The organism is Geothrix oryzisoli (genome assembly GCF_022808865.1).
GTDB classification, from domain to species: Bacteria; Acidobacteriota; Holophagae; order Holophagales; family Holophagaceae; genus Geothrix; species Geothrix oryzisoli.
The window spans coordinates 397,462-412,721 of sequence record NZ_JAKZLB010000004.1; the positions used below are offsets into that span (position 1 = coordinate 397,462).

At 69.0% G+C, this 15,260-nt stretch carries 13 protein-coding genes; 8 read left to right on the top strand and 5 right to left on the bottom strand.

The window, feature by feature from the left end; all coding sequences use genetic code 11:
• Positions 1-16 precede the first annotated feature (16 nt).
• Positions 17-667 (top strand): HAD family hydrolase, encoded by a 651-nt coding sequence (locus tag MLE43_RS13015; protein ID WP_243304712.1) that lies wholly within the window; start codon positions 17-19, stop codon positions 665-667.
• Here the strand turns inward: MLE43_RS13015 and MLE43_RS13020 are convergent.
• Together MLE43_RS13020 and MLE43_RS13025 are read right to left on the bottom strand one after the other, a co-directional pair.
• Complete coding sequence (locus tag MLE43_RS13020) at positions 657-1,919, bottom strand: hypothetical protein (protein ID WP_243304714.1); 1,263 nt, start codon at positions 1,917-1,919, stop codon at positions 657-659. The genes MLE43_RS13015 and MLE43_RS13020 overlap by 11 nt on opposite strands.
• 1 nt (position 1,920) lies before the next feature.
• The gene (locus tag MLE43_RS13025) at positions 1,921-2,475 is read right to left on the bottom strand and encodes a TlpA family protein disulfide reductase (protein ID WP_243304717.1); all 555 of its coding nucleotides are present in this window, start codon (positions 2,473-2,475) and stop codon (positions 1,921-1,923) included.
• Between the two features lie 102 nt (positions 2,476-2,577).
• Here MLE43_RS13025 and MLE43_RS13030 point away from each other — a divergent pair, with 102 nt between their 5' ends.
• Genes MLE43_RS13030 through MLE43_RS13040 form a run of 3 tightly spaced genes read left to right on the top strand, consistent with a single transcriptional unit; the run spans position 2,578 to position 5,873 of the window.
• Positions 2,578-3,438, top strand: coding sequence for a sulfurtransferase (locus MLE43_RS13030; RefSeq protein ID WP_243304719.1), 861 nt, complete (start codon positions 2,578-2,580; stop codon positions 3,436-3,438).
• Complete coding sequence (locus MLE43_RS13035) at positions 3,435-4,622, top strand: MFS transporter (protein ID WP_243304721.1); 1,188 nt, start codon at positions 3,435-3,437, stop codon at positions 4,620-4,622. Before MLE43_RS13030 ends, MLE43_RS13035 begins: the two co-directional genes overlap by 4 nt.
• A 27-nt stretch (positions 4,623-4,649) precedes the next feature.
• Positions 4,650-5,873 carry an ABC transporter permease gene (locus MLE43_RS13040; RefSeq protein ID WP_243304723.1) on the top strand — a complete coding sequence of 408 codons (1,224 nt, stop codon included), beginning with the start codon at positions 4,650-4,652 and terminating at the stop codon, positions 5,871-5,873.
• Positions 5,874-5,879: 6 nt separating this feature from the next.
• On the opposite strand, the gene MLE43_RS13045 is transcribed toward MLE43_RS13040, so the two are convergent.
• Positions 5,880-7,517 (bottom strand): acyl-CoA synthetase, encoded by a 1,638-nt coding sequence (locus MLE43_RS13045; RefSeq protein ID WP_243304725.1) that lies wholly within the window; start codon positions 7,515-7,517, stop codon positions 5,880-5,882.
• 304 nt (positions 7,518-7,821) lie between these two features.
• On the opposite strand from MLE43_RS13045, the gene MLE43_RS13050 reads away from it, so the two are divergent.
• Entirely contained in the window at positions 7,822-10,023 is a 2,202-nt protein-coding gene (locus MLE43_RS13050) for a protein kinase domain-containing protein (RefSeq protein ID WP_243304726.1), read from the top strand.
• Positions 10,024-10,069: 46 nt separating this feature from the next.
• On the opposite strand, the gene MLE43_RS13055 is transcribed toward MLE43_RS13050, so the two are convergent.
• The gene (locus MLE43_RS13055; protein WP_243304728.1) at positions 10,070-10,480 is read right to left on the bottom strand and encodes a hypothetical protein; all 411 of its coding nucleotides are present in this window, start codon (positions 10,478-10,480) and stop codon (positions 10,070-10,072) included.
• 100 nt (positions 10,481-10,580) lie between these two features.
• Complete coding sequence (rocD, locus tag MLE43_RS13060; protein WP_243304730.1) at positions 10,581-11,792, bottom strand: ornithine--oxo-acid transaminase; 1,212 nt, start codon at positions 11,790-11,792, stop codon at positions 10,581-10,583.
• A 219-nt stretch (positions 11,793-12,011) separates the two neighbouring features.
• Between rocD and MLE43_RS13065 the strand changes: the two genes are divergently transcribed.
• Genes MLE43_RS13065 through MLE43_RS13075 form a run of 3 tightly spaced genes read left to right on the top strand, consistent with a single transcriptional unit; the run spans position 12,012 to position 15,223 of the window.
• Positions 12,012-12,752 (top strand): YIP1 family protein, encoded by a 741-nt coding sequence (locus tag MLE43_RS13065; RefSeq protein WP_243304732.1) that lies wholly within the window; start codon positions 12,012-12,014, stop codon positions 12,750-12,752.
• Positions 12,753-14,000 (top strand): efflux RND transporter periplasmic adaptor subunit, encoded by a 1,248-nt coding sequence (locus MLE43_RS13070; RefSeq protein WP_243304735.1) that lies wholly within the window; start codon positions 12,753-12,755, stop codon positions 13,998-14,000.
• Entirely contained in the window at positions 14,000-15,223 is a 1,224-nt protein-coding gene (locus tag MLE43_RS13075) for an ABC transporter permease (RefSeq protein ID WP_243304738.1), read from the top strand. The genes MLE43_RS13070 and MLE43_RS13075 overlap by 1 nt, the downstream gene beginning before the upstream one ends.
• Positions 15,224-15,260 lie beyond the last annotated feature (37 nt).

The following is a 15,260-nucleotide window of genomic DNA, read 5'->3' on the forward strand; positions in this document are numbered from 1 at the left end:
TCGAGGATGCCATCTCATGCGATCCTGGGCCATGCCGCTCTGCTTCGACCTCGACGGGACCCTCGGCCACTTCAGTTCCGGATTCGTGCTGTTGAGGGAGGCCCTGGGCGGCCTCTGGGGCACCGCGCCCACGGCGGAGGACCTCGGCCGCTGCACGGGCTCCACGGACTGGGAGATCGTGGACGAGCTGCACCGCCTGCGGTTCGGTTCCGGGCTCGACGAGCCCGGCTACGCGGCCTACCAGGCTGCCTGCGTGGAGCGCTTCCAGGCGGTGTTCGCACCTGGCTGCCGGGAGGCGGTGGCCTACCCAGGCATCATCGAAGCCCTGCACCGGCTGGCGGAGCGCCACCTGGTCTGGCTGGTCTCGGGCAACGCCCCGGACCTGCTGGCCTTCAAGGCGGATGCCCTGCGCATCGATCCCGCCATCCCCCGCCTGGGGTCCCTGCCGCGCCACGACCGCGCGGACCTGCTCCGGCGGGCGCTGGAAGATGGCCCGGGCCCGCACCTCTATGTGGGCGACCGCCCCCACGACCTGGCTGCCGCCCAAGCCGCGGGCCTGCCCTTCCTGGGAGTCGGGGGAGCCATCCCCGGGGACCATCCCTGCCTGCCCACGGACGCGGCCCCGGAGCAGGTCGTCGCCTCCGTCGCCGCCCTGATCAGGGACTAGGCCGCCCCGGCCGGGCGGCTTCCGCCCACCGGGCCGCCTCGCGGGGATTCCGCAGGACGCCATGCCCCCCCAGGTAGGCCTCGGCCAGCGCCTCCATGGCGCCCCGGTGTCCCGCTTCCGCCGCCCGGCGGAACCAGACCGTGGCGCTGAGGTCGTCCTTGGGCCGGCGGGGGCTCCCCTGGCGGTAGGCCAGGCCCAGACGGTAGCAGGCGTCCGGATCCCCGGCCTCCGCCGCCTCCCGGAGCCGGTCCCGCCCCGACCGCGGCCCCTCGCGGCGCAGGCGCCACGCCTGCCAGGCCAGCAGGAGCCCCGGCGGCACGAGCATGAGCAGGGGCAGGTGGAAGAGGCCCGCAGACCCGGTCCAGAAGAAAGCCCCCGCCGTCCCTAGGGCGAGACAGGCCAGGGCCGCCGCTCCCAGGCCCAGCGCCCAACGCCCGGCCCGGTGGGCCAGCACCCGCTCGGCGGCGGTCCCGACCCGGGCGGCCGTCTGTCCACCCAGGCGCACCAGCGCATCCTCCGGGGCCGCGTCATGGCGCAGGAGGCTGCGGCTCGGCGGGGCGTGGGGCTTCAGGCGCGCCGCGAGGCCGGCCCAATACCGGGCCCGCTCCTCATCGGGCGCCACCCCATCCCCATGGGCGTAGGCCTGGGCCAGCCAGGCCGCCGCGGACCCCCAGCCGGCCGCCGCGGACCGCTGGTACCAGGCTTCGGCCTGGACGGGGTCGGACGGGCCCCCGTCCCCGGTCCGCAGCGCCTCCGCAAGCCGGAAGGCGGCCTCTGCGTGGCCCAGTTCCGAGGCCCGGCGCAGGCGGACCAGGGCGGCGCTCTGGCCGCCCTGGCCGAAGCCCCCTTCCAGGAAGGCCAGGCCCTCCTGGAACAGGGCCTCGGCCCCGCCCAGGCGTGCGGCGCGGTCCAGGCACCGGTGGGCCAGGTTCATCCGGTGGGACTGGCGGGCCCAGTGCAGCCAGAGGGCGCCTGGGTCCGGCGCGAAGCGGGCCACCCAGGCGCGGAGGTGGAATTCCAGCCAGGCCGTCACCGGAGTGGCCGCGCCGGCCAGGGCGCCGATGAAGGCGGCGACGAGGAGGGTCCAGCCCGCCAGGATCACCAGCACGAGCCAGGTCACCACCAGGAAGGCCAGGGGCGTGGCCAGGAGGGCCAGCGGGCCGAAGACGATCAGCGCCAGCCAGCCCAGCGGCCGGGCCCAGACGGCCCAGCCATCCACCGGCGCCTGGCCCGGAGCCGGCGCGGCGGCCACCTCAGCGCCCCTTCAGGGCCTCGTCCAGCGCCCGTTTCGCCATGCCTTCGCCGTAGCCCGCCCAGCTCTTCAGCACCCGGCCCTCACGATCGATGATGAGCGTCGTCGGAATCCCTCGGATCTCACCGAGAGGCCCGAGGCCCTCCGCCCCGTCTGGAATGAAAGCCTTGAGGCCCAGCTGCGGGTTCTGGGCGAGGAAGGGCTTCACGTCCTCCCAGCCGCGCCGGTCGACGGAGATGGGGAGCACCACGTAGCGGTCGCCGCCGGCCCTCTGGAGTTCTGCCACCTCCGGCAGGGACTTGCGGCAGGGCGGGCACCAGGTGGCCCACACGTCCACCACCACCACCTTGCCCCGGTACTCCGCCAGGGTGTGCCGGACGCCCTCCGAATCCCGGAAGGCCACCTGGCGGACATCGGCTCCCGCGGTGGCTCCGCCTCCATCCCCGGCCTTGAGGCCCCGGAAGGCCACGAGGCCCACCAGGAGCAAGCCGCCGGCGACCAGGGCCGCCGCGCCGGCCGTGCGCCAGCGGGATTCGGGAACGTAGGTGTCGGACATGGGGGGCTCCCTCCCGGGCCTTCCTCGGCAGCACGGGCGCTGCCCAAGCTCCAGGGTCAGTCTTCAGGTTAATGCCCGGCCCGGCCACTTCATACTGGTCGGATGTCCCTGATCTCCGCCACCCGCCTCCAGGAACGCGCTGCCTCGATCCGGCTGATCGACGCCCGCCAGAATTCCGCAGACTACGCCGCCGGCCACCTGGCTGGAGCCTTTCATGCGGACCTGAACCGCCAGCTCAGCACCGCCTCGGATGCCACCCACGACCCCGCCCGGGGCGGGCGCCACCCCCTGCCCCCCGCGGCGCGGTTCGCGGCCCAGCTCGGCGCCTGGGGCATCGGGCCGGACACGGAGGTCGTGGCCTACGACGCCAGCGGCGGCAGCAACGCCGCCGCACGGCTCTGGTGGATGCTGCGGGCCCTGGGCCACAAGCGCGTCGCTGTGCTCGATGGCGGCCTGCAGGCCGCGCTCGAAGCAGGCCTGACCCTGACGGCTGAGCTCCCGGTTCCGGCTCCGCGGGACCCGTACCCGGCGGACCGCTGGCGTCTGCCCCTGGCGGAGGCCGAGGCGGTGGAGGCGATCCGGCGCGATGGCACGCGCAAGCTGCTGGACGTGCGCGCGGCCGAGCGCTGGCGGGGGGACCTCGAGACCTTGGATCCCGTGGCGGGCCACATCCCCGGTTCCGTCAACCTGGCCTGGAACGACAACCTCTGCCCCGACGGCCGCTTCAAGTCGCCCGAAGACCTGCGCGCCCAGTACGAGGCCCTCCTGGCGGGCACGCCGCCGGACCGCCTCACGGTCCACTGCGGCAGCGGCGTCACCGCCTGCCACACCCTGCTCGCGCTGGAGGTCGCCGGTCTCCGCGGCGCCGCCCTCTATGTCGGCAGTTGGAGCGAGTGGTGCCGCAGCGACCGGCCGAAGGCCGGAACCCACCTCCCGCCCCCTGAGGAGCAGACCCACCGATGAACCCCTGGAAAGGCCTCCGCGGCCTCCCCCGCGAAGTCTGGCTGGTCTGCGCCAGCACCCTGGTCAATCGCCTGGGCACCATGGCCCTGCCCTTCCTGGTGCTCTACCTCACCCAGGGCCGCCGCTGGACCCCGGAAGAGGCCGCCTTCGGGATGATGGTCTACGGAGCCGGCGCGCTGGCGGCGGGCCCCTTCGCGGGCCGGCTGGCGGACCGGCTGGGGCACGTCCACGTGCTGAAGGCCAGCCTGTGGACCTCCGGGGCCCTGCTGCTGATCATCCCCTTCGCCACCACGAAACTCCTGCTCTTCGCCCTGATCTTCCTCTGGGCCGGCCTCACCCAGGCCTTCTGGCCCAGCGCCATGGCCCTGCTGGCGGACCTCGCGGCACCGGAACAGCGGAAGGCGGTCTACGCCCTGCACCGCCTCTCCGTGAACCTCGGCATGGCCGTAGGCCCGGCCCTGGGCGGCGTCATCGCCCACCACAGCTACACCTGGGTGTTCTGGACCGACGGCCTCAGCACCCTGGCGGGCGCGGTCCTGCTGGGGCTGCTCCTGAAGACGCGGCCCCGGCCCGCCATGCCGCACGGCCACGCGCCGGGCGCGAGCCCCTGGCGGGATCGCCGCCTGGCCTTCCTGCTGCTGCCCTTCATCCCCATGCTGATGGTGTTCTTCCAGATCGAGGGCACGCTGCCGCTCTGGGTGGTGCGCGACCTGGGCCTGGGCAGCCGCTTCTACGGCCTGTTGTTCACGGTGAACACCCTGCTCATCGTCGCCCTGGAGGTGGCCCTCAACCTGGCCATGGCCCGCTGGCCCCACGGCCGCCAGCTCCTCCTGGGGTCCCTGTTCCTCGCCTTCGGCTTCGGCCTCATGGCCTGGGCCACGGGGCCCACCACACTGATCCTCACCACCGTGATCTGGACCTTCGGCGAGATGACCCTCTTCCCGGCCATGAGCGACGCCGTGGCCACCCTGGCGCCGCCGGACCGCCGCGGCGAGTACATGGGCCTGCTCTCCCTCTGCTTCGCCGCGGCGCTGGCCCTGGGCCCCTGGCTGGGCGTGCTGGCCTACGCCAAGGTCGGCCCCCGGGCGGTGTGGGTGGCCACTTTCGGCATCTCCCTCGCCGCCGGCCTGCTGCTGGCGCGCTTCCGGACGCCGGCGGCCGCCCCGGCTGGACCTGGGCGATAGAATGGTGATCCACGGAGAGAGGCGCCCATGGGGGTTCTCGAACTGGTCAAGGAGGCCCTGACCGCCACCACCCGGAACAAGCTCCGGACCATCCTGACCATGCTCGGGATCATCGTCGGAGTGGGAGCCGTCATCGCGATGATCGGCATCGGCGAGGGGTCCAAGCGGGCCTCCATCGCGATCATCCGCAACATGGGCTCCAACATGCTGACCATCTTCCCCGGAGCCCCCGGAACCCACACCCACCACGGGCCCCAGGCCATGGGCAGCGCCGAGATCCTCAAGGAGGACGACGCCGCCCTGATCCAGGCCGAGCTGCAGGATTCCAGCGTCCATGCGGCGACCCCGCAGGTCCAGACCACGCGGCCGGTGATCTACCAGAACGCGACCTTCATCACCCACGTCCAGGGGACGGGCCCTGAATTCCAGACCATCCGGGCCTGGGAATTGGAGGCCGGGCGCTTCTTCACCGAAGGCGAAGTGAAGGGGCAGGCCCTGGTCTGCATCATCGGCCAGACGGTGCGGGCCAACCTCTTCCCCTACGGCGACGATCCGCTCGGGCAGACCATCCGCATCGGCACGCTCCCCTTCCAGGTCGTCGGACTGCTGGAGCGCAAGGGCGCCGGCATGTGGGGCGACCAGGACGACCTCGTCGTGGCCCCGTACACAACGGTGATGCGGAAGGTCATGGGAAGGAACACCATCCAGCGGATCATGGTCAGCGCGCACGAGGGCGAGGCGGGACTCGCCGAGGCGGAGATCACGGCGCTGCTCCGGCAGCATCTGCAAGTACCCGTCTCCCAGGAGACTCCGTTCAACATCCGCAAGCAGGACGAGATGGTCCAGGCCATGGATCGGCAGGCGGGCATCCTGACGGCCCTCCTGGCCGTCGCCGCGAGCATCTCCCTGGTCGTCGGGGGGATCGGCATCTCGAACGTCATGCTGGTGAGCGTGACCGAGCGGACCCAGGAGATCGGCATGCGCCGGGCCGTGGGCGCCACGAAACGGACCATCCTCTGGCAGTTCCTCAGCGAGACCGTGGTCCTCTCGGTGCTGGGCGGCCTCCTCGGCATCGCGCTGGCCCTGGTGGCGGTCGACCTCCTGGGGCGCCTCCAGATCCCGGCCGTCACGGAGGGCTGGGCCATCCTGCTGGGCCTGAGCTTCAGCGGCCTGGTGGGCGTCGTGGCCGGACTGCTCCCCGCCCTGAAGGCCGCCAACCTCGACGTGATCGAAGCGCTGAGATATGAGTGAACGGAACTAGCTCAATGCGTCCGTGGACTTCATGCGCTGACGCAGGACGTACTTCTGGATCTTGCCCGTGGAGGTCTTGGGGATGGCCCCGAACACCACCATGGGCGGCACCTTGAAGCGCGCCAGGTGCGCCCGGCAGTGGGCGATGATGTCCTCCTCCTTCGTCGTGGCGCCCTCCTTCAGCTCCACGAAGGCGCAGGGCACCTCCCCCCACTTGGGATCGGGCTTGGCCACGATGGCGGCCACCAGCACGTCGGGATGGCGGTAGAGCACGTCCTCCACCTCCAGCGAGGAGATGTTCTCGCCGCCCGAGATGATGATGTCCTTGCTGCGGTCCTTGATCTTCACGTAGCCGTCGGGTTCCAGCACCGCGAGGTCTCCGGTGTGGAACCAGCCGCCGGCGAAGGCTTCCGCCGTGGCCGTGGGGTTCTTGAGGTAGCCCTTCATGACGATGTTGCCGCGGAACATGATCTCGCCCATGGTCACGCCGTCGGCGGGCACGGGTTCCATGGTGGCCGGGTCCATCACCGTCATGGCCTCCTGGAGGAGGTACGGAATGCCCTGGCGCCCGTTCAGGCGGGCGCGCTCCCCGAGGGGCAGGTCGTTCCACTCCTCGCGCTTCACGCAGACCCCGGCGGGACCGTAGGTCTCCGTGAGGCCGTAGACGTGGGTGATGCTGACGCCCAGCTTCTCCATGCCCTCGATGATGGCGGCCGGCGGTGCGGCCCCGGCCACGGCGGCGGACACCGGGTGGCCCAGTCCCCCGGGAATGAGGTGGGCGGAGTTGATGAGCATGCCGAGGACCACGGGAGCGCCGCAGAAGTGGGTCACGCCATGGCGCTGGATCAGGTCGAAGATGGCCTTGGGCTCCACCTGCCGAAGGCAGATGTTGACGCCGGTGAGGGCGGCCACGGTCCAGGGGAAGCACCAGCCGTTGCAGTGGAACATGGGCAGGGTCCAGAGGTAGACCGAGTGCGGCGGCATGTTCCAGCTGAGGACGTTGGCCACGGCATTGAGGTAGGCGCCCCGGTGGTGGTAGACCACGCCCTTGGGGTTGCCCGTGGTGCCCGAGGTGTAGTTGAGGGAGATGGCATCCCACTCGTCCGCCGGCAGCTGCCAGGCGAAGTCCGGATCGCCCTCCCGGAGGAGCTGCTCGTACTCGATGGAACCCAGCAGGTCGCCCTTGGCGGCGGGATCGTCCACATCCACCACCAGGATCTCCCGGCCCTCCAGCAGCTCCAGGGCGCGGCGGATGGTCGGGGCGAAGTCCCGGTCCGTCAGCAGCACCTTCGCCTCGCCATGCTTGAGCATGAAGGCGATGGACTCCGCGTCGAGGCGGGTGTTGAGGGTGTTCAGCACGGCCCCGGCCATGGGCACGGCGAAGTGGGCCTCGAACATGGCGGGCACGTTGGGGAGCATGGCCGCCACGGTATCGCCGGGTTCCACGCCGCGGCTGACCAGGGCCGAGGCCAGGCGCCGGCAGCGGGCGTAAGTCTCGGACCAGGTGATGGTCCGGTCGCCATGAACGATGGCCTTCTTGCGCGGGAAGACCATGGCGGCGCGCTCCATGAAGGTGAGCGGCGACAGCTGGACGTGGTTGGCCTGGTTCTTGTCGAGACCCGTGGCGAAGGGACTGCGGCCCATGGACTTCCTCCCGGAGGTCAGATCGTGGTGCAGGTTGTGGGGAGATCTATTTCCAGGCTACTCCCGGGCCGGAATCCCCACAGCGCCATCAGTCACAAATCCAGGCCGCCTCCGGATGAAGAAATCTTTTGGGGTACCAAGAAAAACAAGTCCGACTCGAATTTCATGACCTGTTTTTAAAAAGGATGATCAAGGCCCAGCCAGACCCTTGACCTGGTGTTTGGTGGAGCGTATGTAGGGACAGGCAACACCGTGAAGTGTTGAGGTGACCAGAATGGCGACGGATGCACTGGTCGGAAAATCCGTGTCGCATTACCGAATCACGCGCCAGCTCGGCTCCGGGGGGATGGGCATCGTCTACGAGGCCGAGGACACCCAGCTCGGGCGGCAGGTGGCCGTGAAGTTCCTCTCCGAGGACATGCAGCGTGATGCCTCGATCCTGGAACGCTTCCAGCGGGAGGCCCGTGCGGCCTCGACCTTGAACCATCCCGGCATCTGCACCGTGCACTCCATCGAACAGCACGAAGGGCAGCACTTCATCGTGATGGAACTGATCGAGGGCCTCACCCTCGCCAAGCGGATCGGACATCAGGCCCTGGATCTGGCTGAGGCGGTGGACCTGGGCATCCAGATCGCCGATGCCCTGGAATCGGCCCACGCCAAGGGCATCGTCCATCGCGACCTGAAACCGGTGAACCTGATCCTCAATGCCCGGGGGCAGATCAAGATCCTCGACTTCGGGTTGGCCAAGATGTCGGCCCGGACGAACCACCTGGCCATGGCCGGCCAGGATTCCCGCTTGGAGACCTCCTTGGAGCGGGGCGACCTCACGGTCGCCGGAACGGTGCTCGGGACCGTGCACTACATGTCTCCGGAGCAGGCCCGCGGGCAGCTGACCGATGCGCGCACGGACCTCTTCTCGCTTGGCGCCATTCTCTACCAGATGGCCACCGGCGAGTTGCCGTTCCAGGGTGATACCCAGGCCGTGGTGTTCGACGCCATCCTCAACCGCGATCCGCAGCCCCTGGCCGAGGTCAGACCGGAGATACCGGCCGCCCTGGGGCAGGTGATCGGCAAGGCGCTCGAGAAGGACCGCAACCTGCGCTACCAGACCGCCACCGATCTGAAGACAGACCTGCTCCGGCTGAAGCGCGACCTCGATTCGGGCCAGCGGCGCATGGCCGAGCTGACCGATTCGAAGGGCGGTGTCCCGGCCCCGGCCAAGCGCTCCGTCGCGGTCCTCTACTTCCAGAACCTGAGCGGCGCCAAGGAGGATGAGTACTTCCGTGACGGGATCACCGAGGACATCATCACCGAGCTCTCGAAGATCCAGGGGCTGGAGACGTTCTCCCGATCGACGGTGATCGGGTATCGCGACAAATCCGCGACCACGGCCCAGATCGGTCAGCAGATCGGCGCGGCCTACGTGCTGGAGGGGAGCATCCGGCGGGCGGGCGAGCGCCTGAGGATCAACGCACAGCTGGTGGACACCCACACCGACCATCCGGTCTGGTCCGAGCGCTACGACCGCGAGATGAAGGATGTCTTCGAGGTCCAGGACGAGATCGCCCGGAAGATCGCCGAGGCGCTGCGCGTCAAGCTGACCCCGCAGGAGAAGGAAGCCCTCGCGGCCAAGCCCACGGAGAACCTGCAGGCCTACGACCACTACCTGAGGGGGCGGAGCTACGCCCGCCGCCTGACCCGGCAGGATCTGGAATTCGCTCTGGAGATGTTCAACGACGCGGTGCGGCAGGATCCGGATTTCGCCCAGGCCCACGCGGCCATCGCGAACGTCTGCGCCCAGTGCTACTGGCTGTACGAGCGTGACCAGACCTGGATCGAGCGGGCCCGCGCCGCCTCGGAAAAGGCCGTGGCGCTGCGGCCGGACCTGCCCGAGGTCATGGTGGCCCAGGCCTGGATCCTCTATTCCCGGGGCGAGAACCTCGATGCCGCCCAGATCGTCCGCGGCGTGGTCACCCGGAAGCGCGACTGCGAGGGGGCCTACTACCTGCTGCTGCGCTGCCTGTTTTCCTCGGGCCTGTATCAGGAGGTCGCGGGCCTGGCCGAGGAGGCCATCGAGGCCAGCGGGACCGACTACAACGTCTATCCGCCCATCATGAATGCCCTGGGGGCCCTGGCCAAGAAGGAGTCCCTGAGCAACCTGAGGGTCCGGGCGGTCCAGGCCTTCGAGGCGCACCTGCGGGAGGTGCCCGAGGATGCCCGGGCCCGCGGCCTCGTCGCCTCCTATTACGCCGAGATGGGGCGCTCCGAGGAGGCCAAGCGGGAGGCGACGCTGGCGATGACCCTCCGCCCCAACGAGCCTCTGATCCTCTACAACGCCGCCTGCACCTTCTGCAAGATGCTCCAGAAGCCCGAGGCGCTCGATGCGCTCGCAAAGGCTTGGCGGGTGGGCTACCGCGATTCCGACTGGGCCTGGCGCGACCCGGATCTCGCCCTTCTCCACGACGAGCCCGAGTTCGAGAAGCTGTTCCCGAAGAAGGAGTAGGCGATTCCGGCGGGAGGTCCGGGGCGGCCGTTCCGGCCGGCCGGGTTCAGTCCCGGATCAGGTCGCGGCGGTCCACCAGCTTGAACACCCGCCCCTTCCAGCGGGCCGCGAGAGGCTCGATCTGCAGATCGGCGGGTGCAACCGGCTCGACCTTCCCCTTCCCTTTCTGCATCGGAAACAGGAAGACCTGTTCGATCTCGCGGAACTCCTCCCGCGCCTCCGGGAACATCACGTACCGCACCAGCCACTGGGTGTCGCCGGCATAGACCTCGTAGCCGTAGTGGCGGCAGTCGGGATCCGCCAGGACGTGGGAGTCCAGCCGCACCCAGGCCGGCGGGGCCGGTTCCCCCTGGAACGGGGGGATGGCCCCGGAGGCGTGCACGCCGGCCGGTTCCAGGGGCGGCGGGCCCCCTCCTGGAACCAGGGCCAGCAGGCAGAATAGGAAGGCATTCAGCATGAAGGGCGTCTCCGCGGAATGGTAAATTCCCGATCACGCCTTCCATTTTCCCACCACTGCGGAGATCCGTCAGTCATGGGGTTGTGACTTCCCTGGTTTTTCAGGCCTGGAGGACCGCTTCCAGCTGGTCCACGGCCCAGTCGATCTGCTCCCGGGTGATGACGAGGGGCGGGGCCAGGCGGATGGTGTCCACGTGGGTGTCCTTGCAGAGCATGCCCCGGTCCTTGAGCAGGTAGCAGTACTTCCGGGCGCCGCCGGCCTCGGGCTTGAGCTGCACGCCGGCCCAGAGGCCGATGACGCGGACCTCCTTGAGCTTGTCGGTCTTCATGCCCTTGAGGCGGGCCTCCAGGTGCTGGCCCAGCTCGGCGGTCTTCTCCACCAGCTTCTCGTCCACGAGGACATCCAGGGCGGCGCTGGCCACGGCGCAGGCCAGGGGATTGCCGCCGTAGGTGCTGCCGTGGATGCCGGGGGTGAAGACGTCCATCACCTCGTCATCGGCCAGGAAGGCGCTCACGGGGTAGTAGCCGCCGCTGAGGGCCTTGCCGATGGTGACGCCATCCGGGCGGATGCCCTCGTGCTCGAAGGCGAAGAGCTTGCCGGTGCGGCCCAGGCCCGACTGGATCTCGTCCAGCACCAGCAGGCAGTGGTTCTGGTCCGCCACCTCGCGCAGGCCCTTGAGGAAGCCCTTGGGCGGGATGATGACGCCACCCTCGCCCTGGATGGGCTCCATGAAGATGGCGCAGGTGTTCTTGTTGACGGCCTTCTTCACAGCCTCCAGATCGCCGTAGGGCACGATCACGAAGCCGGGGGTGAAGGGGCCGAACTTGCTGGTGCTGTCGGGATCGGTGCTGAAGCCCACGATGGTGGTGGTGCGGCCGTGGAAGTTGCCATCGGCCACGATGATCTCGGCCTTGCCGTACTCGATGCCCTTCTTGTCGTAGCCCCACTTGCGCATGGCCTTCAGCGCCGTCTCCACCGCCTCGGCGCCGCTGTTCATCATCAGCGCCTTCTGGAAGCCGGTCAGCTTGCAGAGCTTCTCGAGCAGCGGGGGGAACTGGTCGTTGCGGAAGGCCCGGCTGGTGAGGGCCAGCGTCTTCACCTGGGCGATCATGGCCTCGCCGATCTTCGGGTGGTTGTGGCCCTGGTTCACCGCGGAGTAGGCGGCCAGGAAGTCCATGTACTTCTTGCCGTCCACGTCCGTGAGGAAGACGCCCTCGCCCTTGGTGCAGACGACATCCAGGGGGTGGTAGTTGTGGGCGCCGAACTGGTTCTCCTGCTGGATGAGGGCTTCGGACTTGGTGGAAATGGCCATGGGATCTCCGAAAGGGGGAGGATGGGAAAGGCTGTGGGGGAAAAGGTCCATTTTAGGCCCGGCCCGCCAGTCCACCAGGATTCCCCGGAAGGTCTTGACGAAGTGTCAGCCCTGGAAAGCGGATCCTTCCACCCCACCGATGGGATCTCTAGCCATCACAAGAAGAGGTGGGACAATGCGGTCTTCTATCCTTGCCGCCATAGCCCCCTGGAGACATCCATGACTGAGCAGCCCTCCTCCCTGTACGGCACCCAGCCCGAGGCGCCGCGCCCTCAACCTCCGAGCCTGATGGATCAGATCGCCGGCGTGTTCACCGCCCCCGTGGAGCTTTTCCAGCGCCTGAACAAGGCCCCCAGCTGGGCCTGGGCCCTGGGCGCCATCGTCGTCGTGAGCCTGGTGGCCACCGTGATCTGGGGACTGAAGGTGGATGTGGATGAGATGCTGCGCCCGCTCCTGGAGCGCAACCCCCAGATCCAGTCTTCCCAGATCGACACGATCATCGACATCCAGAAGAAGTTCATCATGCCCTTCGGCATCCTGGGCTCCCTGTTCGGCGTGCCCGCCGTGCTGGCGGCGACGGGGTTCTTCTACTGGCTGGTGGGCAAGGCGCTTCCCGAGGACGAGGCCCCCAGCTACCTCCAGACCTTCAGCGCCGCCGTGGTGCCAGGTCTGGTGAAGCTGCCCTTCCTGCTCCTGGTGGCCGTGATCTGCCTCATGCGGCCCATCGGGGGCCTCACCCCCGACCGGATCGTGCCCTCCTCCCTGGGGTATTTCCTCCATGTGGAGAACCTGCGGCTCCAGGCGTTCTTCTTCAGCCTGGATCTCTTCCGCCTGGCGGAAGCCGCCTTGGCCTATCTGGCCCTCCGTCATCTGGCCCGCCTGAAGATCGCCGGCGCCCTCCTCGGCGCCCTGCTGCCGCTGATCCTCTCCCTCGGCTTCAGCCTGCTGAGGGCGCAGTAGATGGCCTCCCGGAACACCAAGCTCCTCCTCAGCGGCGGCGCCGCCCTCGTGGCCCTGCTCGTCCTGGGTCTCGCCTTCGGCGGCGCCCGGGACGAGGACAGCGCCTACTCCTGGGATGCGGTGGGCCGCGGCGATGTCCGCGAGACCATCAGCGCCAGCGGTGAGATCCGCGCCAAGACCCAGATCAACATCGGCACTTCCGTCGCCGGCGAGATCAAGGCCATCCACGTGAAGGACGGCCAGAACGTGAAGGCCGGCGACCTGCTCGTCACCATCGACCAGGAACGCCTCAAGCAGGCCCAGGCCCAGGCCCAGGGCGCCCTCGATGCGGCCCGCCAGGACGCCTCCCGCCTCGAGGCCGCCATGAAGCGCGCCGTGGAGAGCTTCCCCCGCTACGAAGCCCTCCGGCGCGACGGACTCATGTCCGATGAGGACTTCCGCCAGCAGAAGCTCGCCCGGGACAGCTCGGTGCTGTCCTACAGCAGCGCCAGAGCGAACGTAGCCCAGAGCGAAGCCAACCTGAAGGCCATGCGGGACGGCCTGTCCAAGGCCACGCTGCGCGCCCCCATCACGGGCCGGGTCACGAGCCTCAAGGCCGAGAAGGGCGAGACCGCCATCCCCGGCATGAGCAACCTGCCCGGCGCCACGCTCATGATCATCTCCGACATGAGCGAGATGCAGGCGGAGATCAAGGTCAACGAGAGCGAAGTCGTGCGCACCAAGGTGGGCCAGACCGCCCAGGTGACGGTGGAATCCCTGCCCGGGAAGATCTTCCAGGGCTCAGTCATCGAAGTGGCCACGGGCACCGAGAAGACGGGCACCGACGCCAACCTCTACAAGGTGAAGGTGGTGCTCCAGGGCCAGCGGGAGGACCTGGACAACCTGCGGCCCGGCATGAGCGCCCGTGCCGTCATCCTCACCCACGAGGTCAAGGATGTGCTGCGCGTGCCCCTGCAGGCCGTGCTGGAGCGCGAGGGCAGCCTGGAGGACGCCCAGAAGCAGGGGCTCCTGGCTCCGGCCTCGCGCAACATCGTCCTCGTCTTCAAGAATGGCAAGGCCCAGGAGCACACCGTGCAGGTGGGCATCGCCAACACGCAGTTCTTCGAGCTGAAGGAAGGCCTCGCCGAGGGCGACAAGGTGCTCACGGGCCCCATCCGCAAGCTGAAGGAGCTGAAGGACAAGGCCACGGTGAGCTTGAGGGCCCGGTCCGACAGCGAGCTGGCGAAGACCAAGGGCGCGAAGAAGTAATGGACGTCCGCGAACCCCTCTCCGCCGCCATCCGCGCCCTCAAGGCCAACAAGATGCGCTCGGCCCTCACGACGCTGGGCATCATCATCGGCGTGGCCGCGGTCATCGTGGTGGTGAGCCTCGTCCAGGGGCTCAAGACCAGTGTGCTGAAGCAGGTGGAGCGGGCCGGCAGCCAGACCATCTTCATCCGGCCCGTCTTCCCCATGGACATGCCCCTGGCCGAGTACACCAAGATCAAGAACAAGGACATGACCCTGGATGAGATGCGGCGGCTGGCCCGCTCGGTGCCGCAGATCACCCAGGTGACGCCCCTCTTCTTCAACGGCATCGAAGTGAAGGCCGGGGGCCGCAGCGCCAACGTCAACCAGATCATGACGGACGAGACCTACCTGGAGCTCAACAGCATCAACCTCGTGGCGGGCCGCAACTTCGTGCCGTCGGACCTGCGCCTTGGGAACAAGGTGGCCATCATCGGCCCCCGGGTGATCGAGAAGCTGGGAATCAAGGGCAATCCCCTGGGCCACCTCCTCAGCACGCCCACCCTCAGCCTCGAGATCATCGGCGTGCTGGAGGAGCAGGGCGCCCAGCTGGGCAACGACCCGGACCAGAACATCCTCATCCCCCTCAGCACGGGCATGGCCCAGCTCACCGAGGCCCAGCGGCGCCAGCTCTTCTTCCAGGCCCGGGTGGACCCGCGCCTGACCGCCGATGACGGCGCCGAGCTGGTGGAGGAATCCCTGCGCCGCATCAAGGGCCTGCGCGGCACCGAACCCAGCGGGTTCAAGGTCTTCAGCCCCAAGCAGATCACCGGCATCATCAGCGGCATCACCGGCACCATCACCGCCGTGGCCGGGGGCATGGTCTCCATCGCCCTCCTGGTGGGCGGCATCGGCATCATGAACATCATGCTGGTGAGCGTCACCGAGCGCACCCGCGAGATCGGCGTGCGCAAAGCCGTGGGCGCCAAGCGCCGCGACATCATGCTGCAGTTCCTCATCGAGGCCGCCTTCCTCTGCATCATGGGGGGCGCCATCGGCGTGGGGCTGGGCTTCGTCCTGGGCGCGGCCATCGGCAAGGCCCTGCTGGGCACCATGGGCGCCGTGCCCCTCTGGGCCCTGGTCAGCGCCCTCGCCGTTCCCGCCGCCATCGGCCTCGTCTTCGGCCTCTACCCCGCCGCCAAGGCCAGCAAGCTCGACCCGATCGAGGCGCTCCGGTACGAGTGACCGCTCCTCAGATAGACTGGTCATCCGTCTCGATCGG